The sequence below is a fragment of the Stenotrophomonas sp. DR822 genome, from assembly GCF_019793815.1.
Taxonomy (GTDB): domain Bacteria; phylum Pseudomonadota; class Gammaproteobacteria; order Xanthomonadales; family Xanthomonadaceae; genus Stenotrophomonas; species Stenotrophomonas indicatrix.
The window spans coordinates 2276997-2302107 of record NZ_CP081826.1 but is presented as its reverse complement, the minus strand read 5'-3'; the positions used below and the strand labels follow the sequence as shown (position 1 = coordinate 2302107).

Sequence of the window (25111 nt, the reverse complement as noted above, 5' to 3'; positions counted from 1 at the left end):
GCGGCGCGTCCTATTTGATTGCAAGACCGGATCTAAGCTCAGTGCAATAAATCGAGCGTTCTGGGCCAGGGGGGTGATGACCTATACGGCATGTGATCACGGGTACGTCCTTTTGAAAGGCAAGGCCGTTAGTAATCATCGTCTATCCTCCCTCAGCATTGATGTTGATCTCCACACGGAAGACTCATTTATATCTGTTGGAAGAACTTTGGATATCGCTTTTCCACGCGAGTCTTTCTATCAGTCGTCAATTGGACGATGGAACAATGTAGATGAATGCTATTCAAAGAATGCATGGTCTGTCGAGCTGCGAACACTAGTGAGAAACGTAGTTCCTCTGGCTTCTTCGCCAGCCTCAGTCTTTAGGCGGATAATTGCCGAGCTCCGATCGCAGCGTGGGAACTTTGATCCGCGCAAGGATGCACACATAGTAATATTCCTTGATCTAGTGGCGTCATTGATGGTGCTGTGGACCTCGCTCGCGCGAGATGCAAGAAGATTTTACCTTCCTGGTATGAGTAAAGATGAGTTCGAAAAAATACTTCGTCTGTATCTTTGGGGGGGGCGAGACTCGTACAAGTTGCGGCAGCAGCTACAGAAGGATCGTTCTGGGCCTGAGAGTGCAGCAGTTGTTGATTTTCCAGCTTGGGATAAGTTGGTCTCGTATTTTGGCCTTGTGGTTGATGCACCACAAGAAACATTCAAGTGTGCTCACTTCTGTCGAGAGGTGGCTTTCCGAGAAGCAGGATCTGCTGATTCGAGATTGGACGCGGAAATGGCTTCCTTTGTTTCTGGCGCGCCGCGAGCGAAGCAATTCTCGGTGGGCCTAGTCGATTACTTAGTTCTCGCATGCGGTCTTCCCCGAGACCTGGGTAAAGAGGTAGGGGCGCGTCTTCTAACACGCTGAGCGCGATGTGCGGAAATTGTTTGGCCTAAAATTGGTCCGATGTACGCGCCGTTAACCAGTTCCGGCGGATAAAAGCCTAGCTTACCAACTCGGATCAACGGTACATGCTCTTCCGTCGCCGGTCAGGGCGTCATGAGCACTTTGGCATGTCTGAACTGGAAGGCGCCGATCACAGCGCTCAAAGCTACTTACCGAATTCAATCCGGGTATTCTGCTCGGTTTTCTGTCGATTTGTAGCTTAAGTCCAACTAAAACTCGGTCTCAGGCAACTCCGATCTTTGGCAAGTTGGAAGATCGAATATCGCGACCTCTGCGCCGCATTCTTGCAGTCCATCAATTCAAACGGCCAGATCTAAAGGCAAATCCGAAATATCTCGTAGTCGCTTCCCTTCGATCAAGATGTCCAGCATTTCTTTTGCATCGGGAAAATCCAAATCCTCGACTGCAAGTTTTAGTTCATTCAGGGCAAAATGATAGGTGCAGTCTATATCTCCTGTGCCGAGTGCGATTGATGCAATTCGGCTGGGGCTAGGCTCTGCAGTTACCACTACCGCATGCGGCAGTCTTCCTTTGCGGTTCCTTATGAGATTGAGCGCTTCGGAGCGCGCATTCTGAGCTCTGTCACTACGCAGCGTCCACTTGCAGGAAATGCTCGCATGCAATATTGGTAGGCCTCCATTGGAGCTTCTCAGGGAGGCTTGCTGTGCAGTGGACGAGTCGACAATGAGGCTACTAGAATTTATAAATTGGTCATCAATCGGGCTGCGCGAAACTATGATGTCAGGGGTGATCGTGTAGTCGTTCCCTAACGCTGCTGCCAACTCCCGATTGCCCTTGGCTGCTCGATCAAGAGCGGCGAGATGTGCATACTGGTCAAAGTTTGCAATCAATCGCCTGTTTCTGCCGCCCACCTGTTGGATAAGCCAATCACCCGGCCTGATGTGATCAAGCTGGCCAAATGTGTTGCGAACAAAGCTTGCGCAAGCGCCCTCAAAATTGCTGCCGGAAGTTTGCGCGGCTGCTCGTTCGCTCATTACCTCGACGCAAAGTTGAGCGGCTATATGCTTGGCAATTTCTCTGCTTACGCGACTATCTTTGTCGGCGTTAGAGTGGATTCCATTTTTGTCAATAGTGAGCGTGCTCTCGAGAAGCGAGGCGTGAAACTTCTTTCGCTCTGAAAGGAAGAGGGCTTCTACGCTCATGCCACTTTGAAAATGCGTGGCTGTGAAAGCACATCGCAAATACGAGCAGCCACAGCCGCAGCCACCGGAGGAGGGAACGCGTTGCCGATCTGCCTGTAGGCTGCGGTCTTTCGCCCTGCAAACTCCCAACTGTCAGGGAAGCCTTGGATTCGAGCTGTCATTCGCGGGGTAAGTCGGGGCATACCAACAAAATCTGCTTCAGGGGCTTGGTCCCAAAGCCCCATGCCATCGACACCTAGAGCTGCCCATGCCTTCTTGGCGCGGGTTGGCCCAAGGTCAGGGCCGCCATGCTTCTTGGATCCACCGACGAGAGTCGGCGCGATCGCGTTGGCGCCTTCCCTCCATGCATCAACTTGATCCCAGCCTCGCGCGCCCATCAAGTCGTGCAGCAGCTGACCTACCGTCTTTGGGGGCTCTGCCAGTGCTTCTGGCCATGAGAATGCCGGAGCAAGCTCCTTCTTCATGCCGACAAATATCACGCGCGGCCGAAGCTGGGAGACGCCGTAGTCGGATGCGTGCAGAAGTCGCCAATCGCCCCAGTATCCGAGTTTCTTGAGCTCCTTCTCTACGCCCTTCCGGTAATCGTCGAACTTGGGATCGAGCAGGCCGCGAACATTTTCGAGCATGATTGCTTGAGGCCTTACCTGATCAACAATTCGAATGGCTTCAGGAAAAAGGTCGCGCTCGTCGTCGGCGCCCAGCTGCTTTCCTGCCTTAGAGAAAGGAGGGCAAGGCACGCCGCCGGCAACGAGATCCACACCCTTGTATGGGGATGCGTCGAATTCGCGAAGGTCACCCTCAATCACGTTCCAGCTCGGGCGGTTCAAACGGAGCGTCTGGCATGCGGCCGGCTCCCATTCCACGAGCGCAGAGTGGTCGAAGCCGGCCATCTCTAGGCCAAGGCCCTGTCCGCCAGCACCGGCGCACATCTCAAGGGAGGTGAATTGACTCATGTAGATCTCAGATCAGAAAGGAGCCCGGTAGGAGGGTGTCGCGCTGGCTACAGTGCGAGCTCCATAGAGCACCAGGTGTTGGGTGGGGGCGGTGGGGTCAGCAAGTACACGCTGGCGCCGTATCAGATGCTGAGACTAGGGCAGGCGTGCCCCTAAACCGCATGACAGTGCGTGGCGTGTCCAGATGCGTGGATTCCCCTTCTCTGGCAACTGCCAGCGTACCAAGCCTGATCGCTAGTGCAAGTGTTTGGAGTTCAGGGCGCTTGGGACGCCATCCCTGCAGGTCAATTCCGCCAAATCGCTTCCGAAATCCCCGAGATGTCAAGGCCCGGGTTGGCCCATTGCGTAACGCAGTCAGCCGAGTCCTGGAAGCTGCTGGCTGTGAGCCTCTACAGCTAAGCCTTAAGGGTTAGCAGCGATCCTGAGGCTCAACCATTCATCTTTGGCTGCAGGGGTGAAGCCGTGGGCGATCATGATCTCGCGGTCCGCGAGATAGGTGGCACAAAGGACCTGGTAGCCCTCCCTCCCCAGCGTTTCCTTCATCTCGCGAGCCCGCTTCACCGCATCCCTTTGCTGTGCCAACTGTTCGATGACGTCCCGTGGGATGAGAAGGCCCGTGGCCATGGTGAAGAGCGCGCGCACTCGCTGCCGCCCGCTAGGCTGGGCCAAGATTGCCGAGCGCACAACTTCAGGGAGATCCAGCATGAAGTTCCTGGGCATCGGACCTTCTACAAGCCATCGAATCTGCGCCTTACCGGCAGCGGAGATGGACTTCTTTCCGTCTCTGTTCTGGCCATTGGTCAGTACTGCTAGGGTCATTCTCAACAGGCCTAGCCAGCAAAGACCCTTCACATCGTCCGCTCGAACAAGCATGCAAAGCTGCCCAATCGCCTCCTGCGGGATCATCCAGTCGTTCTTGACTGTGAATTTGGTATCAACCTCGTGGCCGGCAATTAGATTGTCCAATAAGACTCCCCGCTGCAGGGCAAAGGCTTTGCGAAGCAGGATCTCGACCTTTGTGCCGATGTAGGTCTTTTCTGTTTTCTCTAGCTGATCAATGCAGAAGCGTCCCGTCCGCGGGGCGTCAATCACTTCGTCGAATGCCGTGCGGAGAGCTTGCCCCACTTTGCTCAGCAGGGCGGGGTCGCGTGAGAGCGCTGCGGCAACCTGCTCGAGAGCGGGGTCATCCAGCTGAGGAACTTGTGGAAAAAGGCCATTCATTGAGCCCTTCTATCACAATGTGGGCAATTTACGTAAGGTTATGCCGTGTCCGGCCCATAGTTAGCCGCTGTCCTATTCTCGTGATCCTGATGTGTCAGTCGGCCGCAACAATCTGACTATGCGATCGATCTCCCGGGCTCGGTCCGCTTCCCGCTTGATCTTGCACTCCCAAACAGTAATCACCTTCCAGCCTCCGGCCCTTAAGCGGCGCGCCGACCTACGGTCGCGCCGCACATTCGCGTCCAGCTTGGGCGACCAGTAGCGCGCGTTGCTTCCCGGCCTTCTTCCGTTCAAGCAACTGTGCAGATGCCAAAAGCAGCCATGCACGAAGATGACGGTTCCGTACTTAGGTAGCACGATATCTGGTCGTCCAGGAAGCCCGCCTCCCCCCAGCACATACCGAAAACCTCGAGCATGCATAGCTTTGCGTAGCCACAGCTCAGGTTTGGTATCTGAGCTGCGAATCCTGGACATTCGTTCGCTTCGCGCTTCAGGACTGAGAATGTCGGGCATTGTCCTGCCTCAGGTCTTCTTGGGTGAAGCATACTCTTGCCTATTTCAGCTCTCGGCAGATAGCAAGTGAACGTTCCATAGTTCCCATACCGCTTCCTACCACTGGCACTGCGAACGATGCCAAGTGAGTGATTCCTGGCAGGCTGACAGCTCAGACCGCATGGGAGTGCTTAGCTGACGGCCATCCAATTCGACGTAGGTGGAGTGCTGGAGAGCAGGCGCCACGGCGATCCGCAGAGAACCGGGGTTGATGGCTATCAGATACAAATCGAACAGAGTGTGCACATCGGCACGGAGCAAAAGACCGTTCCTGACATCGTTGCTCTTTAGGCCTGAGTAGGGCTGGATGTGGGCCGCCTCAAGCGCATCGACCACATTGCATCCCGTCATCGCACAGCAGCCGCCGTATGCGTCCAGCAGTGCCTTACGGAAGGCGGGCTGCCCGCGGCGCCGAACGATAGCTGCCAGCACACGCTGCCGTTCGTCTACCTCGTCTGTTGGGGAGAAACTGCCAGATGCCTCCGCCGCTTTGGCCTCTTGATCCAACAGTCCCTTTGTAGGACCAGAGACCGACGTGAGCGTCTCACCAGAAAGCCCGAGAAGCTTGGCAAGTTTCGGCTCAACCTTAGCGCCCACGTTCGATGCTGGAAGAAGACCGGGTAGCCAAGGCTTGCCTGCCTGATCTAGAACATGGGAGATGTTCTGCATGCGGTACTCCCACGCCTTGGACGTGCGTCCGTGGCGGGCTGCCAGTTCCCGATAGACCCTCGCCTTCTCAAGGCCTGATCCATTGGCAAGACGCGCCTCCATTTGGCGATACGCCTCAACGGCAGCAGCCAATTCTTCTTCAGTCCACCTACTCACAGCCTTCCCATGTCCGCGACCGCACGTGGCGCCTTGGGGAAAGTATGCCGTAAACGACACCATGAGCCGCTAACGGCTTGGGATAGAAGAACGTAGCGTATTAGCGCAAGCCGCAGACTGCTCCGGCCCGTCAGTACGTCTCGTTAGTGGAGTTAAGCTGAAAAGCTCTAGCCGGCCAGGAGTAGTCGGCTATTCCAGCGGCGCAGTGGAGGTTGAACGCAAGGCGCCTCAGAGGCTGGGTTCATGAAGCCAATGATGAGCAACTGTGATGAGGAGTTGTCCACCAGCAGAACGGGCTCGCCTCGGCAGGCTAGCTCGAAGTACCTGGCCGCAAAGCGTCCGACAGCGAGCGCTGCATCTTCAGCACTAGGCTTAGGGCTCCCTCGTGCATGACAGCAAACTCTGCATCCGAGACCTTGGGGTAGGTCTTCAGCTCCAGATCGCCTTTGGGCAGATGGAAGTGGGCGAGCGCTGAACCAATCAGCGCTGCCAAACACAGTAGTGCGTACGTCAGAGACTTCATCGGAAGTCCTGCAGGTCAGGGGGAACGGAGAATGGGGTCGCCACGACAGCCCACGGCCTACTGCTTGAGGCTCAGGCCTTGGGCGCTACTCCCGAACCTGCAACCGCTCAGCCACCTGCGCAGTCAGCGCCACACAAGCCATCTTCAACCCCTCCATCACCCGATCCCCCAGGTACTCCTCGGGCGCGCCGTTCTGCCGAGTCCGCTCCGCAGCCAGCATCAGCTCCGCCACCACGCGCAGACCAGCCAGCGCACAGTCCGCATCCGCCAGCTCAAGGCACCGCCCAGGCAGTTGATGCCGCTCCGGCCAAGGCTGGCCGTCCGCAGCCGCACCGGTTCCGATGCGGCGCAGCGTGGCAACGAAGGTGTTGGGATCGACGGACGATTCGCGCTCGGCTTCGGCGTTGTCCGGATCGTACTGCGCGTGCAGGGAACGGAAGTCCGATGTGTTCATGGCAATGCTCCGTACAGGACAGATAGCAGCGCCACCAGATAAAGGCGGCGGACGGTGCGTGGCTCGAAAACCGGTCTGTAGCGAAGCCGGTGGGTCCGAAGACCCCCACGCACCGCCCGCCATGGAACGCGAACGGATTGCCAGCCGGCGCCACGCAAAGGTGACGCCGGCTGACAAGCGTAAACACATCGCTACAGAACGGGTTTTCGACACCCGCGCCACCCTTTTTCGGTGGCATGCCAAGGTGTACCCGCGCTGATGCGAAATGCCAAGAAACTGCAGAACCGACGATCGCCAGTCCTGACGCTTTCGGAATTGTCGCACACGGTGTTAAGCCGGCAAGCGATTGCGCCGCAACGGTCTTGAAGGGCTTGGCGCTATTGGCCCCAAGCGCAGGATGCCCACAGCCAGGCTCACGGCGTAGGACCAATTACGACAGATCGGAGCAGCGGTTCAGCCCGGCGGTGCCTCGGCCGTGGGCACGAAGGTCATACGCACCCGAACCCGCGCATGTAGCGCGATGCCCTCAACCACAACCGGCTCGAAGCGCCACTGGTCCACTGCGGTAAAGGCCGCACGATCAATCTCCCGCAGTCCGCTGGACCGCGCCACCATCACGTTGGAAACGTGGCCCAGCTCATCCAGTTGAGCAACCAGCAGCACCACCATGGGAATCTGCAGCAAGGTATCGGGCGGCGTGGCAGGGGCCGTTGAATACACAACGGCAGGCGCCTGCTGCAGCTCGAAGGTGGGGTTGTCACCGCGCTCTACGAACACTTCAGTGGAAACCTGCGGGCCTGCCGCCATGGCCATGGCAGGTGGAGCGCCCAGCAGCATCAGAACGAGGTTCAGTGCCAGGGCGGTGTTCAAACGGGGCATGCGTGGTTTCCATTCCGGTGCGCTGCCAGCATAGCGGCCATGCCCTGGCATCGCTTGCCTTGAATGCCGGGGTGCCGGACTGCTGCGCGGATCACACAGGCATGCCCGGCCGTGGCCACAGCGCATCGTCGCGCTCCAGGTCGTAGTCGCTGCCGAACGCCAGCGCCGCTTCGCGCGGAGGTAGGTCTGCGTAGCAGCCCAGCAGGTACGCATCCATGCCGGCATCGCTATGGTCGATGGCGAACAGGTAGATAAGCTCTTTGTCGAAGGCTTGCAGCCATTCGGTGTCTATCTTGGTCATGGCAATTCTCCACGCGGGGCAGCAGGATCACCTGGAGATGTCTCACGGGCAGGAATTCACTGGATGGGAACAATAGTCAACCAATTGCGATCATCAACACGTTAGGAGATGCTCGCCTCCAACGAACTCGGGAGTCGACAACCATGGATGGCATCGTCAATCGGCTGATGGATCTTCATGGCGGGCAGTTGCTGGTGCCACTGGTGCTGTGCGTGCTCCTGGTCCTCATCTTCAAGGGGCTGAGTGGCATGAACCAGTCCCGAGGCTCGGCTCGCAGGGAGTTTCTTGAGCTCTTCCACGAGATTGAAAAAAAGGACGATCTCTGGATCTCGGTGGCGGTCCGCCACCATTTTGGCGCCTACCTGCCCGCTTCCATCATTCGTCGCCTTTCTAAGCTGGATCAACCCGCTAGGGCCATCATGGAAGTAGCCGATGCGTGGCCGCTGATTGATCTGGATGACATAACCGGCGAGCTTAGATGGCGTAAGCCTAAGTACGCCAATCCCGCTACCCGAAGGTTGCTCTCGCGAGCCTTCCTAACGGGTTACTTTGTGTCGGCCCTAGCGGCTGCGATGCTGGGCTACATCCTGGTCGTGAGCCAAATTGGCGGACGCATAGCATTCGTGTATTGGCTGTGGGTCGTCATAGGGGGCACCGTTGCGCTGTGGTTCCTTCACCGATCGAAGCTGATCCACGACGGAGGACCGGCCCTTGAGCGCTGGCTTGGCATGGGGCAAAGCTCAAGTCGGGATGAGCCGTAATTTTGCGGGGCGATGATCTGAACCAAGTAAATGATCTACCCCATGCTTGCCGCGCGCACCTGGATGTCCTGCTGTGCTCGTTCATCCTGCAGCAGCTGCTCCTGTTGATTGGCCAGTGCGCGCTGCTGCGCCTCCCTGCTGACTGAATCGAACTGCAGCAGTGATTCCTCCACCGGTGTCTGCGCGGCCTCTGCGGTGGGCATAGATGCCCGCAGATGGGCGGGGTCGCTGGCCTCGCCCTGCACCACGAAGAGGGTATGGCCAGCGGGATGCGCTGCCGTGGCGTTGCTTACGAGCACATGATCGACGTGGGACAGATCATTTTCCTTGGCCAGAACCAGTAGGCTGGCGGTCATTCTCTCGCTTGCCGCATCGAAGCTTCGGCCGTGCTTGGCGTCCAGTTCCTCCACTCCCTCGCGGATCTGCTGATAGAGGGCGTGATCGGGATGGCCGGGGTGCAGTGGATTGCCTTGCGCCACAGCGGCGGGCTGCGGGTGCGCATGCTCTGCCGGGTCGCGATCCTCGACTGAGGGCGGGGAAGAATGCACTACCTGACGGCTAGTGTCTCGGCCAATTTCAGCCGCTCCGGTGCCTGAAGCTTCCAGCTCTGGATTGTCACGGGCGGGATGTGGCGAGATTGGGAGATCCAACGTTGCGTCCTGCGCGGTCCGTTGGGTCTGCTCGTTCTCAAGAGGTCGTTGCAGCGGCACCTCTGCGCCGTCCTGAGCTGTCGCGGCTGTGGCGCGCACGGACAATGAGTCCGTAAGCTGTTGTCGCTCAACGCTACCTTGATGCTCGGGGTGCTCTGCCTTGGGCTCTCCCATCTGAATTGGCTGGCTTGGGCCTGCAGTGCCCGCAGCACTTGCGTCCGGGGCATTCTGGGCCTGCCGGGCCTGCTCCACATTCGGTTCATGCTGCGAGTCGCTTTGAGGGCCCACTGCCGGTGCAGTCGGTGTCGGTTCCTCCTTCCGAGCCTCCCGCTGGGCAGCATCCTCTGCGCGCTGCGCGAAATCGGCTTGCCGTACAGAGCGACTCTCCACTCGCTGCTCATTCTCACGCGAAGCACGTGTGTGCTCTGGCTCAACAATCGTCACCGAGGGCGTCGCGATGACAGGAGCGGCCGCAGGAGCTGGCTCGCGAGTCGGTTCAACGGTAGCGGCGGTTGCCACACCGCGTTGGAGGTCACTGTCAACCTTAAGCGCCTCAATGGGGTCAATCGCCACCCCTCACGTCTCCAGTACGGCCGCAGATGCCGCTTTTTGCGCATCCACAGCCCCACTGCCTTGGCGGTTGGCCTCCTGCAGCGCCTGCCGGTGTGCGTCCTGCTCCTTTGCAGTCAACGCAGCAATGCGTAGCTCGGGCACGTCGGGCGTCGTCGCCTGATCTGCAGACGCAGCGCCTTGGGCAGCCAGCGAAGCTTCAGGCCGAAGCTGCAATTTAGCCCGCGCAATGTCCTCAATGGTGGTAGTGCCGGTGAGCACCATCCGGTTGCCGCCCGCGTCACCGAACGTGGCGATGGCACTATTTGCGCTGGGCGCGTGGGTGCGTGGGTCTGGCATCAGTTCCAGAACCACATCGCCCGTCCTGCCCTGCAGATCCAGCGTCTGCTCCACAGCGACGGCTGTAGCCGCAAGCTGCTGCTCGGTGCGCTCGATTCCATGGCGCGCGTACAGCGCATCCACCTGGCCGCGAATACCCTCGGGTGCAACCTGGGCGCTGTCTTTGAGATGCCGGGCGATGTCGTGCAGCCCGGCGATGCCGTCATTCTGGCTTTTCCAGGTGATCTCCAGCTCGTCGCTCAGGTTTCGGTTGGCGGTGCTGTCGAAGATCACGCCCTTGCTGACCCATTGGCCGTCCGCTTGCCGTGTGTAGTCATTGCCATCACTTGCCTTCAACGTGTCGGCGCTGGCTTGCGCGTCTTGAACGGCACGGGGAATGGATGGATTGTTCGCGTCGCCGAAGTCGTTCCAACGCCCTTGCTCGTGAGCAACCATATAGCGCGCAGCCATCGCGGCTTTGGTGTTTGCCGAGTTCTGGGCGATGACCGTGCGTGACTGTTCATCCAGCACCTGTGCCTGCTCCGCCGAGACCGGCAGGTGGCGGCTGTTGGGCACCCGCCCATCCACCATTTCCTTGATTTCCAGCTCCCATTGCCCCGAGCTGGGATCGCGTACGAAGGCGCGATCGGTTTCGAAGGCACCTCGCGCGGGCTCGGCCAAGCCATTGGCGTTCAGCCGGTAGGGATTCTGCGGTGGCGGCGGGTTCGACAGGCCAAGCTCATAGGAGGCCCGAGCCGCCTGCCAGTTCAACTGGCGCTCCAAGGTGCCGGTGGCAACGTAGCTGGTGCGGAAGGTGACGTCGTCACCCTGTGCCGTCTGCACCGGGCGGACTTCCACGCCGGTACCGAGGTCGCTGCTCTGGACCTGCTGCTGTTCGCCAGGTCGCAGCCATCGCCCATTAGGGTCAGCAGGATCGCGTGTCCACGTGCGTCCCATCGGATCGACCTGGGAGTAGACGCGTTCGATATCTTTCTGCTCGGCCCAGCGTTCGCCGAGGTACGCACCCAGGACGCCGCCACCGATACCGGTTGCAATGGCGCCAGGGCCTGTCCACGAGCCCGAAGCAAGGCCGACACCGGCGCCGCCAAGAAAGCCACCCACTGCACCACCGACGTTGCGGCCAACGAAGTGTGCAGCGGTGGAATCTGCGCCTGCGGCATTGCCCTGCGAGTTCAGCTCAATCCACTTGTGCCCGGAGGTGGCGAAGTCGTGCGCAAGCAGTGCGACGCCTGCAACGCCGGCAACCTTGATGGCGGGATTGATTCCGGCATGTACCCCATGCGGTGCAACGTCGGCGACTGCTTCGGCAGCGGCTGCCGCATGGGGAGGGCCGCGCGGTGCACCTGGCTGGAGGGGGGCGTGCGATGGTGGTTTGGGCAGGTCTGCGAACAGGTGCGGTCCTGTGCCCAGATTGGCATGCGCGGCGACCCAGTTCGCGCGCGTGGTCGACATCTCGCTCAGGTTCAACGCGCTGTAATCGTGCAGCGGTCGTTCGAAGAGCGTCTTGCCGACAGCGTCATAGCCATCGATGGGTTTGAGATGCAGGCGCACCTGCGCAACATCGACGGGGTGCGCGCTGTTGGTCGTGGCATGCTGCGCGAGGCTGCGCTCAAGCGCCTGGTACTCGGCGGCGGACTGGCTTGCGAAGGCCAGTGGCTCGGGGCCAAATGCGCTTATCGGGTAGCCGTTGATACGGACAGTGGGGTGATCGAGGGCGGTGGCTAGTTCAAATTTGTCGAAGCCACGTCCGGGCTGGGCATTCTCGACAAATGCCAGCAAGGGCTTGCCTGTGGCGATGGCGTTCTCGAAGAACTTGGGACTGCCTGCGTTCCACATCATGTCTTGGAGCGCGCTGATGGGCTCCCCTTTGGGAACGAATCCACGAGCACTCATGAAGTCTCGGAACTTGTCCTTGACGGCATGGAAGTCTTGATGAATTTCAGGATATTCATTCAGCGAATCAATGTAATGTCCCCAAGGCGTATCACCGATGATCGCCGCTCTACCCTCAAGGTTCCTTTGATACTCGGTTGCGTTATCGAAATTTGGGATCTTTCCTCCGTCGATCCCCGAGAACGCAATGTACTCGACGTCTTTCGGAAGGAGAGGCGGATGGACGCGCATCTTTTCCCTGACGAAGTCCTCGTAGCTCGTTGATCCATCTGGACCCGAGCCGGGAGAAGTCAGATACTCAACAACGAGAGCCTTCTGCTGATCGGAAAGCCGACTACCACCAGCCACGTTGGTTGCTGGTTTCAATGTGGCTAGTGCAAATTCTTTGAATGCGAACTGCCCCATGTCATCTGACCTCAGAACACGTGAGCGGGGACAGAGAGCTCGGCCAGGATGATTCGGCCATCAGCTGCCAACGGAATACCTTCAGGGACTTCGATACCAACTTTTCTGAGTGCGCCTGCTCGCGTGAGAACGAAGTAACGGACATCCCGCGAGTTGTCGGTCTGATTGGCGAAAACAGCCAGCAGACCCTTCGCAACAGCCCGTAGAAAATCCATTGGGTCATCGGTATTGCCGAGGTCGACTTTGAGCCTCGCTATCAGCTCCAAGGCGTGGGTGGAGCTCAGGTCCAGGGTGTACTTCCAACCCCAGTGATCACCCTTCTCAGTTCGTTCCTCGGTTCCAAGTACGGACATGGCCGCAAGGATCCGCCCCCCTCGTCGAAAGGTGTACTGATATTCCGTGACTTCGTCTCCATCTGGCATGTCTGAGGCGACGATTCTTGGGAACGAGATGACTAGTCCGCTGAACGCGTCGATAGCGGTTCTTGCTTGGGGATTGAACTCAATGGGCACGATCTTGTCCTGCTTTCCGATGATGAAGTCGTTGGGGCCTGTCAGTGAATGATGGCGTAGCATCTTCTGTATGAGGGAGTGAGCCTTGTATTGCCCGCCATTCGTCTGGCCTGGCGGTGCTCGACCAACCCGCCATCCCTCAGGATGTCACCCCTCAGTGAGCATTGACGGGTACATAGGCTTCGGCAAGCACAACATGGCCATCGGAAGCGACTAGACCCCGGTCCGGGGTCAGCACGCCGGCAATCGCCAGTGCACTTACGGTGGTGATCACGACGTATCGGAGGTTCTCGACGTTGTCGGTTTGGCCGGCATATGCCATTGCCAGCCCTTGAGCAAGGTCTCGCAAGAACGAGAAGTCATTGTCGGCGTTGCCAACCATCGTCTTGAATTCGAGCATGTAGGTGATCAACCAATCGTGGCCGAGGTCAAAGGTGAAGACTCGCTCTGTATGGCCGTTGACCTCTGCGAGCTGGTCCGTTCCGTGGAAACCCAGGCCGCCAACTCGCTTGTCACAATGATAGAACGCGTACTGGTACTCCGTTACGACTGTTCCATCCGCCAATTCGCCCGGGAGAACACGTGGTCTGGGAATCGTGATTCCGCTGACGGGATCAAAGGAGGAGTACGGCCTGGGTTCGAAGCAGAGACGCATGGTTGATCCTAGGACATTCGGTGAGCTCTTTGACGGCAGATCAGCCGGCGGCATTTCATGGAGGAGCGTCAGGAGTATGGAGCAAGCATCTCCAACTGCATGGCCATGCGCCCGTTACGTCGAATTGCCGCACGGCGGGCGGACAGGGGGAGCGCAATACGACATGGGAGTCACCCTGCTTCACCGCTTGGCAAGGCGTGAGCAGAACGCGCCAGTAAGCGTGGGCCATGTGGCGGCTCAAAGCGGATGGGACCGCAAAGTGAGCGCGGAGGATCCAAGCCAGCTTGGTATTCATCGGCAATTCCATTGCTCATTGGGCTTCGACTATACGGTTCCGTCCTTCGCCTCTCCAGACGCATGTGTCCTACATGTGTCCTAAAAGCCAAGTACTGGTCCCTGGTTCACACATTCAGCAAGCCACCGCCACCCCGGCCCGGGCTGTCCACCTGCCCGCGAACCCACCTATGCGATCATCCGGCCAGGACCGCAGTACCCAACAAGGCTGAGCAGGCATGGAGCAAGCAACACGCTACACGGTAACCCTCTTTCTGGCCGCGCCCGGCACCCCGCTGAATAGCGGCGGCAGCTCGCCGCGCGGCCACATGTATTTCCAGACCGCCGCCGGCGAGGAGGTACACAGCTACGGCTTCGCATCGCCGCGCCTGCTACCCGATGAGGCTGCTGCCGGTGTGCAGTACGCCGAGGTCGTACACGATGATGCCGACGAGCACCGCGACCCGTACTACAGCCGCACCCTTGAGATCAGCGAGGAGCACTATGGCTGCCTGCGCGATTTCGCCGAGGAGCCGGCCGAGTTCGGCTTCGATGTCGATCGCCCGGCCACCATCAACCGCTGCAGCGATTTCGTCTGGGCCGCGCTGCACTATGCTGGCCTGCATTCGCAGCCGGCACCGCTGGACGGCGGCAGCAACCTGGGCGAGTTCGCGGTGCTGTTCAACCTGCCGGAAATCCAGTGCATTGCGGCGCCATTCCCGGCCAGCGAGCTGAATGGCGAACAGCACCACCCGATGCCCGAACGCGAGGCCGAGCTGCACCGCGAAGGCGGCCGCCCAAGCGACGAGCCGCCGCCCAGCCCAATGGAAGTGGCCGGCACGCTGCTGGACCCCTCGCACCCGGACCACCGGCTGTTCGCGCAGCTGATCCAGAAGGTGGCCGAGCTGGACGCTGCACACGGGCGCACCTTCGACGACACCAGCCAGCGCATCAGCGCCAGCCTGCTGGTGCTGGCCAAGCAGAACAACCTGTCGCGCGTGGACCACGTGCTGCTCAGCCGGCCTACCAAGAGCAGCCACGAGGCCGAGAGCATCTTCATCGTGCAGGGTGATCGCGATGACCCCGGGCATCGCCGTGCGAGCATCGCTACTGAAGTAGCGGCACAGACGGATGTGGCGGATTCGCTGCGGTTGAAGGAGCAGTGATGCGGGCGGTGCGTGCGGTTGTTGCGTCGGTGGTACTCGTCTTGCTGGTGGGCTGCGGCAGTACTTCGTCACCTGAAGCCCCTAAGCTGTTGACCCGGGCCGAGGCCGACGCACGGACCGTGGTGCCATTCACGCGAGGCGTGCGGTTGGACAAGGCGAGGCGCATCGTGGACGTGACCTTTGACTTGCCGCCTGCAGTACCTCCCGCGATTCCAAGTCTGAAGATCGGGTTCCGCCTGCAAGCACAGGAGGTCAAGCCGCTGCTTGCCGAGGCCGAGCGGATAAGGGACGTCGGTGTCCCCGCGCGCGTTCGCCTGGAGCGCCTGGACGGCGACCACGCTACATCGGTGCGACTGATGACCACGGCCCCGGGAGGCCGCAGCATGGAGCCTCTTCCGCCTGACGGCCACGTCGGCAAGTTGGTTCAGGGGAAAGTTGAAAGCGGGATGCTGATTGAGGCTGGACTGTACTCGCAGGATGTTTACTACCACATGCTGCAACTGGCCGATGCGGGCCTGCTGGATGCCGGTAGATACCATTTGACCGTGGACCTGCTGGAGGATCGACCCCAGCTCAATGACATATCGGCCGAGCTTATTGTCGGCTTCCAACTATTGGGAAAATGAGAGATGCAGAAGGACACTGCAGAGCGTTTCACCGTCACGATCCATGTGGCTGCTCCGGGAACGCCTCGCTGGGGCGAAAGGGATTCCGTGCCAGTACGGCTCGAGAACTCGTCCGTGGGGCACATGTTCCTCACGATCGATGATGGCAGCGGACGCGATCCGAAAAGCTACGGATATACGCGCGCGCCCACGCCAACCAACCCGGACGCAGGTGAAGTTGATACCTACGACAATCTGGTCTACAGAAATCCGCGCTACGAGCGCACGATAGAAATCAGCAGGGAACAGTACGACAAGATCATGGAGTTCGCTGAAGCCCCGGAAAAGCACGGCTTCGACAAGAACAACTACAACCTGGTCACCAATGCCTGCACCGACTTCGCCTGGGGTGCGTTGAACCACGCTGGTCTGCGCCCGGTAGGACTGGCCGGTGAGATCAGGAACTACGAAGGCTCGATCAAGGTGTTGGACAACATACCCGCGATCAACGCTATCCCACAGCAGGTCAAGGACAGCGAGCTGGACAAGGTGAAGTGGAATGACATGCCGACGCAGACCTTCGGTCAGTGGTGGATTTCGCAGAATGGCGAGCGGACGCAGGATGCCCATCCCTTGAGCGGAACCCCCGCCGATCCATCCCACGCCGATCACACTCGCCTCAATCAGCTTCACCAGCAGGTGGCCGACCTCGGAGCCTTCGTCGCCCAGAACGGCAACGTCAGCGCCAGCCTCCTGGCACTCTCCAAGGAGCAGCAGTTCACGCGCGTAGACGATGTGCTGCTCGGCGAGCGCCGTGGCGATGCCGCCTCGAACCTCTTCATCGTGCAGGGCGACCGCAGCGACCCGGCGCATCAGCGCGCCAGTCTGCCGGCAGATGTCGCCGCGCAGACGCCGGTGGCCGCCTCGTTCGAGCGCATCGAGCAACTGGCGCAGGCACAGCCGCAGCGTGATGCCCAGCGTCAACAGGAAGAGCAGCAGCTGTCCCAGACGCACGCCCCGCGCATGGCGTAGGCGCCCAGCGCCGAACAGCGCGTCCGCCATGCATCCGCAGGCGGACGCCACGGCCCCCACCTGCTACCATTCCCGCGCTACCCAGCCAGCCCACCCCGCGCAGACAGATGCAGGGCCGGGCCGTCGAAGAACGGCCCCGCGAGCCAGGACACCCTCCGTGCCCATTGAAGGACGCTCGCATGATCCGCAATTCCCTTTTCCGTTCGGCCGCACTGGCCGTCGCCGTGTCGCTGAGCCTTGGTGCCCCGACCGCCTTCGCCGCTGAAGCCGCCGCCGCCAGCAGCCCCGCCACCGCCGTGCAGCGCCAGGCCATCGCCCAGGGCCTATACGAGCTGGCCTACAGCCCCAAACAGCACGCCGTGTTCGTTGCCTCGTCCGGTGGCTTCGGTGACGACGCTGGCCCGGCCCAGGTGCTGCGCCTGAACCCGACCACGTTGGCCGTGGAAACCCGCATCCCGCTGGAGCGCAAGGCGTTCGGCGTGGTGCTGGATGACGCCCACGACCGCCTGTACGTGGGCAACACCGTGGACCTGTCGGTAACCGTGGTCGACACTGCACAGAACAAGGCCATCGGCACCGTGCAGCTGATGGAGAAGAAGACCGGCAAGGACGGCAAGGCCGCATACACCCACGACCTGCGCGAGCTGGTGGTCGACAGCGCCGCCAACCGCCTGTACGTGACCGGCCACAGCAGCCAGCCGGATGTGAGCAGCGTGCTGTTCGTGATCGATACCAACACCCTGAAGGTGATCAACACCATTCCGGGCCTGGGCAACGCCAAGGCGCCGGGCCTGGCGCTGGATGCCGCCAACAAGCGCGTGTACACCAGCAATCTGCTGGCCGATCTGGTGGTGGTCGGCACCGACTCCAACAAGGTGGAAGCCCAGCACAAGATCGCCGCCGAGCAGCCGATGAACATCGCGCTGGACCCGGCCGGCAAGCGCCTGTTCGTGACCGACCAGGGCTCGGAAATGCTGCGGGGTTACCAGGCCAAAAGCAGCGGGCTGGTCAGCAAGCACCCGGGCCAGCGCGTGCTGGTGCTCGACCGCAGCAATGGCAAGGAACTGGCGAGCATCCCGACCGACGCCGGCCCGCTGGGCATCCTGCTGGATGCACCGCGCAAGCGCCTGTACGTGACCAACCGCGAAGCCGGGACGGTGACCGCGTACAACAGCGACAGCTACCAGAAGGTGGCCACCTACGCCGTGCCGACGCACCCGAACAGCCTGGCGCTGGATGCCAGGAACAACGTGCTGTACGTGAGCATCAAGAACGGCGAGAAGGATGCCAAGGGCTCTGACGAGAGCGTGGCGCGAATCCAGCTGTAAGGGATGGTGCCGGGTCATGCCCGGCAGCTGGCTGCTGGAAAAGGGCAGGGCTTTTTGCCCTGCCTTTTCTTTGCCCGGTTGCGGTCCTCACCGCCAACCCGCTAGGGTTGAAACCCATGGCAGGGAGCCAAAGGATCTGAACATGCTGGGTATCCACCGCTGGCTGCACGTCGGCCTGTTGATCATTGTGGCGGCGGTGCTGGGTGCTTGCACCAGCCCTGACCCTGCGCCACCCGAACCGCTGGATCTGGCACAGCCGATTGCGGCAGATCAGTCCGGTCAGGAAGCGCGTTTCGAATTCGCGATGAACGCGCGCAACTACATGCCACATCGCACCTATGCAGTGGAGCTGGAGTTGCGGCGCCAAGGACCGCAAAGGAGCGACGAGCCCGACGTGGGCACATTGAGGGTCCCGTTCGAGGTGAACCTGCAGCAATGGACCGCTGATGCTTGGAAAGACGTTCCCACCTACGACAGCTACCAAGCCGGGGTGCTCAATGCAGGCGAGCCGCTTCCAGAATGGCATGCATCCAGCGAATGGCGCTATACGTCGCCGCACATGGGGAGTGATGGCCAATACACGCTGAGCCTGGTTGCTCTGCCGGTGGAGCCGGATACGCGCTATCGCGTACAGATTCGCACTGTTCAGGCCACGCCGGAGTTACAGCATTACTCGGCTCAGTTGCGGGTTCATGCAGCCCGGCCACCTGGCAAGTAATCAACCTCACCACGGGAAGGAACGAAGGATTAACTTATGGACAAGCCACGCTATACCGTAGAGATCGTTATCGCTGCACCTGGCACACCGCTGATCGACCCCAGGACGCACAAGCAGGCCGTCGACGCTGAGGGCATTCCGCAGACCTCCTCGCCCGGCCATATGTTCTACGTGCTGCATGCATCAGGCGAGCCCGCAAAGAGTTATGGATTTGCTCCCAAGGAGCACGGAAGCGTGAATGGCCCTGGCACCATCATGGACGATGACGCAAAGGTCTATAAAGACCCGCGCTACACCCGCACGCTCGAGATAAGCGAAGAGCAATACAAGAAGCTTGAGGCCTTCGGCTCGGACCCGGAGAAGTTCGGCTTCAGCAAACACTACCAGGATGTCCGCCACAACTGCGTGGACTTCACCTGGGAGGCGCTGAACCACGCTGGCATCGAGCGAAAGAGAAGCATCGACGTGAATGCTTTTGGAGGTCCCGCAGGGCAGCTCTTTCCGGACGTCCGCATCCCTCTGGACATGAAGGGTGGAGGCAAGGACGGTTTTCGCCCGCTGCGCAACATCCACGGCGTGGACAGCATCGAACCGCCGTTCCCGAACAGCGATCTCAATCGTACGAAGACCAATCCGATGCCCGAGCGCACGTGGAAGCATCGCTTGCTGAGCGAGAACGACGACATCGGTGAGCGCAGCGGTGAGCGGTTGGCCAACGACGCACGTGTGCCGGGTGACACACTGCATCCGCTGGACCAGCGGGTGCGTGCGGCGCTGGGGGAAGCGGCCGAGCGCCAAGGGTTGCCGCCGGGACAGCAGCCCGAGCTGTTGGCGGGCCACCTGACGCGATTGGCAGTGCAGGGTGGCTACACCGAGCGCGATACCTTGCAGGTGGCCTTCAGCAGTGGCGGTGCGGCGGATTCGCCGGGCTATGTCTTCCTGCAGCGCACGGGCGACACCGCCTCACCGGACCCTGCAGCGAACCGCCAGCGTCTTTCGCTGGCCGATGCCCAGCAGGGCACGGTTGAAGAGGTGTACCAGCAAGCCAGCGTGCAGCATCAGGGCCGCGAGGCCAGCCGCGTTGCGCAGGAAGATCAGCTGCAGCAGACGCAGCACGCTCAGCCCCGAATGGGCTGATACCGGCCCATGCGACAGGCGTCGGTGGCATCGACGCCTGACGGCATTCACCCCATGCGATGCGCAGGGTTCTGCTGCTGATCCTGCGACTGTGCATCCAGCGTCTGCTGCTCGGCCTGCCCCGGCTGCTGCCCACCCAGCCCCAGCTTCTGCAGTGACTGCTCGGCCGGCGTCTGCGCGGCCACGGCGGTGGGCAGCATCACCCGCAGGTGCGCCGGGTTGGCCGGGTCGCCCTGCACCACGAAGATGTTGTGCCCGGCCGGAAGGTTGGCCGTGGCGTTGCTCACCACCACGTGGTCGGCGCGTTCCAGACCCTGTTCACGGGCTTTGACGGCCAGGCTGGCGGCCACGTTCTCGCTGGTGGCGTCGAACGCACGGCCATGCTTCTCGTCCAGTGCGGCTACGTTCTGGCGGATCTGCTGGTGGAGGGAATCATCAGGGGTCATTGGGGGCTCCATGTGGCCGCTACCGTGTGGCCGGATGTGGCCAGTGTAAAACGGTCGCGGGCTGCGCCGGTAACCGCTTTGTTGCTAGCCTGTGGCCCGGGGCGCAGGGGATGGCGCCCGGCTGCAATGGGATGGAGGGAGAAGGTGGTGCACGGGGAGACAAACCGGATACGGGGGCAGGCGGCTGCGCGGTTGCTGCTGGGCATGTGGCTGTGGGCCTGCGCAGGTATTGCGGTGGCTGACACGCCCGTGGCGGCGGACGATCCCGCTTGCCCTTCGCAGGATTTCACCCGTTTCCTGCAACGCTTCGCCGACCCGGCCGATGACCGGGTGCGCCTGCGCTACACCTCTGACCCACTGGAGTACGAGGTGCCGATGCACACCGTGCGTGACGACCACGAGGGGCTGGCGCCCACGCACGTCGTGCTGGAGCAGGGTGCCGCGCGGTTGAAACGTTTCAGCTACCGCTACCTGGCCGCGTTCGATCTGTTCGTGCCTTCACCGGCCAGCCGCGATCCGGCCGCGCTGGAGCACATGCGCGCCGGCACCTACCACGCGCCCACACGTATCGAAGCGATCGATGACAACGGGCAGCGCGTGACCTTCGGCAGCGACGCCGAGCGCGATACCTACACCTTCGCGCGCCGCTACGGCTGCTGGATGCTGACGCGCGCCAGCAACCTGCGCGACTGAGCGGGCGCTGCGGTGGTGATGTTTATTTGTCTGCCGGGCGGTGGTCGTAACTGATCACCCGCTCGGCCTGCCATCGGCCATCCACGCGGCGCCAGACCTGGATGAAACGGGCCTGGCCGGTCCAGCGTTCAACGCCATCGGCGCCGCGCTCATGGAAGCGGTGATCGCCCATTTCCAGGGCGCGATCGTCCTGCAGCGGAAAGACCTGCAGTGAGCTCTCCACCAGCTCGCGCCGCAGGTGCCAGCCTCCCTTGCGCGCGTTGTCGCACAGGGTGGCCACGCTGCGGCGGAAGTCCTCGCGGCTGTTGGCGGACTTGCCGTCCTTGTCATGGAAGAACTCCATGTCTTCGGTGGTCATCGCGGCGGCCCTGTCGGCATCGCAGGCATCGAAGGCCACGGCGAACAGCTGCGTGTCGGCCGCGCGGATCTGCTCGCGGAGGGTGTCGCTGGTGGGGGAGGTGCCGGCGACGGCGGCGGCGAGCAGGGGCAGGGCGAGCAGCATGGCGTGGCTCCGTTGAGGACCGGCGCAGACTGGCATGGACGATGGCGCACGGTAACCGGGGCGTGACGAAACCGGCGCAGGGCCCGACCAATGCCGTTCATGCGGGTGCGAACCGATGTGCCGGCTGACCGGAGCCCGTGTACGCGATGTCATGGCCTGAGCCGGATCCATCACGGGCGGCTCCGGTGCGATTGCCTAGGCTGGGTTCCTCTTTCCCCCGGGAGTTCCCATGGTTACCTCCTCCGTCCGACTGCACATTGAAGACACCGGCGGCACCGGCCGCCCGGTCATCCTGATCCATGGCTGGCCGCTGTCTGCCGAATCCTGGAAGGCGCAGGTGCCGCTGCTGCGCGACGCCGGTTACCGGGTGATCAGTTACGACCGTCGCGGCTTCGGGCGCTCGGACAAGCCCGCCGATGGCTACGAGTACGACACCCTGGCCGCTGACCTGGCCGGCCTGATCGACGAACGCGACCTGCGCAATGTCACCCTGGTCGGCTTCTCGATGGGCGGTGGCGAAGTGGCGCGCTACATCGCCAACCAGGGTGAAGACCGCCTGCACAGCGTGGTGTTCGCTGCGGCCGTGCCGCCGTACCTGTTGAAGGGCGCGGACAATCCCGAAGGGCCGCTGACCCAGGAAAAGGCAGATGAGATGCGCCAGGGGCTGGAGAAGGACCGGGAGTCGTTCTTCGACGGCTTTACCCGCGATTTCTTCAGTGCCGACGGCAAGCTGATGGTCACCGAGGACGAGCGCCAGGCCGCCATCGCGCTTGCCCATCAATCTGACCAGACCGCTGCGCTGGGGTGCATGAAGGCGTTCGCCACCACCGATTTCCGCGCGGACCTGAAGAAAGTGACCGTACCGACGCTGGTGCTGCACGGCGACAGCGATGCGACGGTGCCGTTCGAAGGTTCAGGCAAGCGCACGCATGCGGCCATCGCCGGCAGCGAGGTGGTGGTGCTGAAGAATGCGCCACATGGCTGCAATACCAGCCACGCCGATGACTTCAATCTGGCGTTGCTGGAATTCCTGAAGAAATAACACCCACTACGGCATCATCCGCACATGCCCACTGCCCGCACGCCGCCCTGGAAGAAGCCCAACCCGAAGGGTCAGAAGACGCAGCCGCTGACGGAAGCGCAGAAGGCGGCGGCGCGGCAGCGGGCAGAGGAGAACGGGCGCCGTTACCCGAACCTGGTGGACAACATGTGGGCGGCGAAACTGCCGCGCGGTTGAAGCCTTACTGGCTGTTGCGCCCCGGCCACGGCTGCCAACCCCATTCCCGCCAGGGCGCGACGGTGCGGGGCTGTATCGTCAGCGTAACGTTGGACGATGCGCTGCACTGGTGCAGGGCATCGCGCAACAGGGTCGCATCCACCGGCTGCGCCGTGGCCACCTGCAGCAGCGTGCCGCGGCGCCGCACCTGCACCGGCAGCACTCCGTGCACCTCGACCGGATTGCCGGTGCGGGCTCTGCGGTAGCGCATGGTGATGGGGCGGACAGTGCGGTGCAGCACAGGTGCGCAGGCGTCCAGCAGGTGCAGCTGCTGCTGCATGGGCGCGCGGACCTCGATGACGGTGGAGGGATATCCCAAGGTGCTCTCGACCAGCACCTGGAAGCGGGGGCCATCGGGCATCAGGTAGACGGTCAGGCCCACCGTGCCGATGAACGCCATTGCCGCGAGCAGGACCCAGCTGCGCGGCACCTTGGGCGGCTGGGTGAAGCGCTGCAGGCGCGGTCTGCGCCGAAGCATGCGGCGATAGCGTCGCTGTGCTGCGGGGCGGGGCAGCAGGCTGTCATCCGGCAGTGCAATCACGCGCGGCGGGAGGCGGGCCAGCCGCACATTGATCATCCGTGCGCCAAGCATCGCAACCAACCCGCCAAGCAGAACCGGCAGCAGGGTACGCACGAGCAGATACAGCCCTACCATCGCCAGCTCTCCTGAAGGAGTGGACATGATGGCGCATCGCCCAAGCCGATGTCGCATCTGCCAGCCGACAGCGATCATCCGCTTGGCTAGCATGCGCGTCCACTTGCTGGGGAACACGCCGTGACCGCTTTCACTGCCCGCCTAGGGCGCTTCTTCGGCGCAGGGCTGATGTTGTTGCTGCTGCAGGTGGTGGCACTGCTCTCGGTCGGCTTGGCCGCGGGCTACTTTCACCACCGCGTGGACCTGCTGCTGGAGCCACTGACGTTATCCTGCGGCGGCGCCGATCCGGCCGCGCGCCTGCACGTGGCCGAGCACCTGCTGGCACGTGCCGGCGCGCTGGACGACTGGCAGCCGCTGTGCTGGCTGCCGATGGCAACGCTGGTGCTGGCCCTTCTGGGTACGCTGCTGGTCTGCGTGCACTGGTTGCGCCATGTGGATGCACCGCTGCGCCGCAGCGCTTTGGGGCTGCTCGCCCTGCATGGGGCGGCGATGCTGCTGGCGGGCGTGATGCTTCGACTGTATGAGCATGTCTGGGCGGGCATCACCACTGCGCTGCCTGCAGCATGTATGACAGACCTGACACCAGACGGACATGCGCTCCCGTCCTCGATACGGCGATGGCTGTTGCAGATCTTCGCCAGGGCCGACCTGACGCCGCCGCACGCACCTGATGCGCTGGCCATCATCCTGTGCGGACTGCTGATGGCAGCGATGGTGGTCGGCCTGTGGCTGTGGCGCACCACCTCGCAGCTGCGCTACAACAGGGTACAGACGTGACAGACTGTGTAGCGCGTCCTGCGGAAGGCCGCAATCGTGCTGCATCTGGTCAGAACACTGTCTGCGTGTTGATGTTCAACGAGAACGAAACTGCGATACCAGGAGGAGGAATGATTCGGACGCTTTGGAAATGGGCACGCAGCACCGGCGTGGCCAAGTATTTGCTTCTGCTGGCGTTTCCGATGTTCGGGCGGCCGCTGCACTTTGTAGCAGGGGAAAGCCGCAGGAGCTATGCATCGGCGCGGTTCGGTACAGTCGCGCTACCCCTTGCGGCAGCAGGCATCTGGGTCTGTGCCATGATCCTGTTCTTTGATGGCGTTGCCACTGAACTGGTTCCACGACTGAATGAGACACTTGGCGAGATGGCAGCCTATCGCCGCATGAACCTTCTCAACAGCTTGGTGAGGTGGGAAACGGCACTGCTGATCCTGGTGATGGTGGTCGTTTCTTCCTACATCCGTCACGGCTATTACCTTCTGGCGCGGAGCGTGGTTGCGCGATTTTCGGTGCCGGGGCCGGTCATTCCCAGGAAGTACTTTCTCGTTTCCACGTCGTCAACGGCGCTCCTGTATGGCATTGCAGGAGTGCTGTTCGGCTTGGTCCAGCGCTATGGTGTTGAACACCGCGCACTCATCGAGAGCGTTGTGGTATCGCCGTGGTTTGCTGCGCTATTGGCTGTTTTTGGAATCGCCAATTTTGTCGGCTGGCGCAATAGAAGAGCGGCACACGTTGAGCTTTATGGGTCACCGCTTGCGTCGACGTGCGTTGATCTTGCGGTCATCCCGCTGTTGATTGTCCCGCTGATATTCATGATGCTTGTGATGTGAGGGCGAATCTGGAGGCGGGGCTGGGACGATCTCCAGAAGCTGGGTTAGAGTCGCGGACACCTTCTCTCCCAAGG

The 25111-nt window shown here is 61.5% G+C and carries 28 protein-coding genes; 12 read left to right on the top strand and 16 right to left on the bottom strand.

Going from position 1 to position 25111, the window contains the following annotated elements; all coding sequences use genetic code 11:
• Nucleotides 1–1245: 1245 nt before the first annotated feature.
• From K5K93_RS10645 to K5K93_RS10605, 9 genes are all read right to left on the bottom strand, one after another.
• Complete coding sequence (locus tag K5K93_RS10645) at nt 1246–2109, bottom strand: NgoMIV family type II restriction endonuclease (protein WP_222387861.1); 864 nt, start codon at nt 2107–2109, stop codon at nt 1246–1248.
• Entirely contained in the window at nt 2106–3062 is a 957-nt protein-coding gene (dcm, locus tag K5K93_RS10640; RefSeq protein WP_222387860.1) for a DNA (cytosine-5-)-methyltransferase, read from the bottom strand. Before dcm ends, K5K93_RS10645 begins: the two co-directional genes overlap by 4 nt.
• Nucleotides 3063–3464: 402 nt before the next feature.
• Entirely contained in the window at nt 3465–4283 is an 819-nt protein-coding gene (locus tag K5K93_RS10635; RefSeq protein ID WP_222387859.1) for a NaeI family type II restriction endonuclease, read from the bottom strand.
• Nucleotides 4284–4355: 72 nt separating this feature from the next.
• Complete coding sequence (vsr, locus tag K5K93_RS10630) at nt 4356–4757, bottom strand: DNA mismatch endonuclease Vsr (RefSeq protein WP_261311969.1); 402 nt, start codon at nt 4755–4757, stop codon at nt 4356–4358.
• A gap of 135 nt (nt 4758–4892) precedes the next feature.
• A complete protein-coding gene (locus K5K93_RS10625; protein ID WP_222387857.1) occupies nt 4893–5504 on the bottom strand; it encodes an HNH endonuclease in 612 nt (203 codons plus the stop codon).
• Between the two features lie 466 nt (nt 5505–5970).
• Nucleotides 5971–6183 carry a hypothetical protein gene (locus K5K93_RS10620; RefSeq protein WP_222387856.1) on the bottom strand — a complete coding sequence of 71 codons (213 nt, stop codon included), beginning with the start codon at nt 6181–6183 and terminating at the stop codon, nt 5971–5973.
• A gap of 85 nt (nt 6184–6268) precedes the next feature.
• Nucleotides 6269–6637 (bottom strand): hypothetical protein, encoded by a 369-nt coding sequence (locus K5K93_RS10615; RefSeq protein WP_180167797.1) that lies wholly within the window; start codon nt 6635–6637, stop codon nt 6269–6271.
• A 453-nt stretch (nt 6638–7090) separates the two neighbouring features.
• Nucleotides 7091–7516, bottom strand: coding sequence for a TonB family protein (locus K5K93_RS10610; RefSeq protein WP_222387855.1), 426 nt, complete (start codon nt 7514–7516; stop codon nt 7091–7093).
• Between the two features lie 91 nt (nt 7517–7607).
• Complete coding sequence (locus tag K5K93_RS10605) at nt 7608–7817, bottom strand: hypothetical protein (protein ID WP_222387854.1); 210 nt, start codon at nt 7815–7817, stop codon at nt 7608–7610.
• 143 nt (nt 7818–7960) lie between these two features.
• Here K5K93_RS10605 and K5K93_RS10600 point away from each other — a divergent pair, with 143 nt between their 5' ends.
• Nucleotides 7961–8578 carry a hypothetical protein gene (locus K5K93_RS10600; protein WP_222387853.1) on the top strand — a complete coding sequence of 206 codons (618 nt, stop codon included), beginning with the start codon at nt 7961–7963 and terminating at the stop codon, nt 8576–8578.
• 35 nt (nt 8579–8613) lie between these two features.
• Here the strand turns inward: K5K93_RS10600 and K5K93_RS20320 are convergent, their stop codons facing one another.
• The 4 genes from K5K93_RS20320 to K5K93_RS10580 form a co-directional block, all read right to left on the bottom strand.
• Entirely contained in the window at nt 8614–9327 is a 714-nt protein-coding gene (locus K5K93_RS20320; protein WP_222387852.1) for an XVIPCD domain-containing protein, read from the bottom strand.
• A gap of 477 nt (nt 9328–9804) precedes the next feature.
• A complete protein-coding gene (locus K5K93_RS10590) occupies nt 9805–12435 on the bottom strand; it encodes a hypothetical protein (RefSeq protein ID WP_222387851.1) in 2631 nt (876 codons plus the stop codon).
• A gap of 11 nt (nt 12436–12446) precedes the next feature.
• Nucleotides 12447–12947, bottom strand: coding sequence for a hypothetical protein (locus tag K5K93_RS10585; RefSeq protein ID WP_222387850.1), 501 nt, complete (start codon nt 12945–12947; stop codon nt 12447–12449).
• 154 nt (nt 12948–13101) lie between these two features.
• On the bottom strand, nt 13102–13602 hold the full coding sequence (locus tag K5K93_RS10580) for a hypothetical protein (protein ID WP_088101275.1): 501 nt from the start codon (nt 13600–13602) through the stop codon (nt 13102–13104).
• Nucleotides 13603–14114: 512 nt separating this feature from the next.
• Between K5K93_RS10580 and K5K93_RS10575 the strand changes: the two genes are divergently transcribed.
• From K5K93_RS10575 to K5K93_RS10550, 6 genes are all read left to right on the top strand, one after another.
• Nucleotides 14115–15041: an XVIPCD domain-containing protein gene (locus K5K93_RS10575; RefSeq protein ID WP_222387849.1), complete on the top strand. Its 927-nt coding sequence runs from the start codon at nt 14115–14117 to the stop codon at nt 15039–15041.
• On the top strand, nt 15041–15667 hold the full coding sequence (locus K5K93_RS10570; RefSeq protein ID WP_222387848.1) for a hypothetical protein: 627 nt from the start codon (nt 15041–15043) through the stop codon (nt 15665–15667). The genes K5K93_RS10575 and K5K93_RS10570 overlap by 1 nt, the downstream gene beginning before the upstream one ends.
• Nucleotides 15668–15670: 3 nt before the next feature.
• Entirely contained in the window at nt 15671–16678 is a 1008-nt protein-coding gene (locus K5K93_RS10565) for an XVIPCD domain-containing protein (RefSeq protein ID WP_222387847.1), read from the top strand.
• Nucleotides 16679–16857: 179 nt separating this feature from the next.
• The gene (locus tag K5K93_RS10560) at nt 16858–18006 is read left to right on the top strand and encodes a YncE family protein (protein WP_222387846.1); all 1149 of its coding nucleotides are present in this window, start codon (nt 16858–16860) and stop codon (nt 18004–18006) included.
• Nucleotides 18007–18148: 142 nt separating this feature from the next.
• On the top strand, nt 18149–18724 hold the full coding sequence (locus K5K93_RS10555; protein ID WP_222387845.1) for a hypothetical protein: 576 nt from the start codon (nt 18149–18151) through the stop codon (nt 18722–18724).
• 36 nt (nt 18725–18760) lie between these two features.
• Nucleotides 18761–19861: a hypothetical protein gene (locus K5K93_RS10550; RefSeq protein WP_222387844.1), complete on the top strand. Its 1101-nt coding sequence runs from the start codon at nt 18761–18763 to the stop codon at nt 19859–19861.
• A 47-nt stretch (nt 19862–19908) separates the two neighbouring features.
• On the opposite strand, the gene K5K93_RS10545 is transcribed toward K5K93_RS10550, so the two are convergent.
• Nucleotides 19909–20307 (bottom strand): XVIPCD domain-containing protein, encoded by a 399-nt coding sequence (locus tag K5K93_RS10545; RefSeq protein ID WP_261311833.1) that lies wholly within the window; start codon nt 20305–20307, stop codon nt 19909–19911.
• A 234-nt stretch (nt 20308–20541) separates the two neighbouring features.
• On the opposite strand from K5K93_RS10545, the gene K5K93_RS10540 reads away from it, so the two are divergent.
• Nucleotides 20542–21000, top strand: a complete 459-nt coding sequence (locus K5K93_RS10540; RefSeq protein ID WP_222387842.1) for a hypothetical protein — start codon at nt 20542–20544, stop codon at nt 20998–21000.
• Between the two features lie 22 nt (nt 21001–21022).
• On the opposite strand, the gene K5K93_RS10535 is transcribed toward K5K93_RS10540, so the two are convergent.
• Nucleotides 21023–21502 (bottom strand): DUF4440 domain-containing protein, encoded by a 480-nt coding sequence (locus tag K5K93_RS10535; RefSeq protein ID WP_222387841.1) that lies wholly within the window; start codon nt 21500–21502, stop codon nt 21023–21025.
• Nucleotides 21503–21731: 229 nt separating this feature from the next.
• Here K5K93_RS10535 and K5K93_RS10530 point away from each other — a divergent pair, with 229 nt between their 5' ends.
• Nucleotides 21732–22544, top strand: a complete 813-nt coding sequence (locus K5K93_RS10530) for an alpha/beta hydrolase (protein WP_222387840.1) — start codon at nt 21732–21734, stop codon at nt 22542–22544.
• Nucleotides 22545–22568: 24 nt separating this feature from the next.
• Nucleotides 22569–22739, top strand: coding sequence for a hypothetical protein (locus K5K93_RS10525; protein ID WP_099782623.1), 171 nt, complete (start codon nt 22569–22571; stop codon nt 22737–22739).
• A gap of 4 nt (nt 22740–22743) precedes the next feature.
• On the opposite strand, the gene K5K93_RS10520 is transcribed toward K5K93_RS10525, so the two are convergent.
• Nucleotides 22744–23460, bottom strand: a complete 717-nt coding sequence (locus K5K93_RS10520; protein WP_222387839.1) for a hypothetical protein — start codon at nt 23458–23460, stop codon at nt 22744–22746.
• A gap of 93 nt (nt 23461–23553) precedes the next feature.
• Between K5K93_RS10520 and K5K93_RS10515 the strand changes: the two genes are divergently transcribed.
• Together K5K93_RS10515 and K5K93_RS10510 are read left to right on the top strand one after the other, a co-directional pair.
• On the top strand, nt 23554–24210 hold the full coding sequence (locus tag K5K93_RS10515; protein ID WP_222387838.1) for a hypothetical protein: 657 nt from the start codon (nt 23554–23556) through the stop codon (nt 24208–24210).
• A gap of 110 nt (nt 24211–24320) precedes the next feature.
• A complete protein-coding gene (locus K5K93_RS10510; protein ID WP_222387837.1) occupies nt 24321–25037 on the top strand; it encodes a hypothetical protein in 717 nt (238 codons plus the stop codon).
• Nucleotides 25038–25111 lie beyond the last annotated feature (74 nt).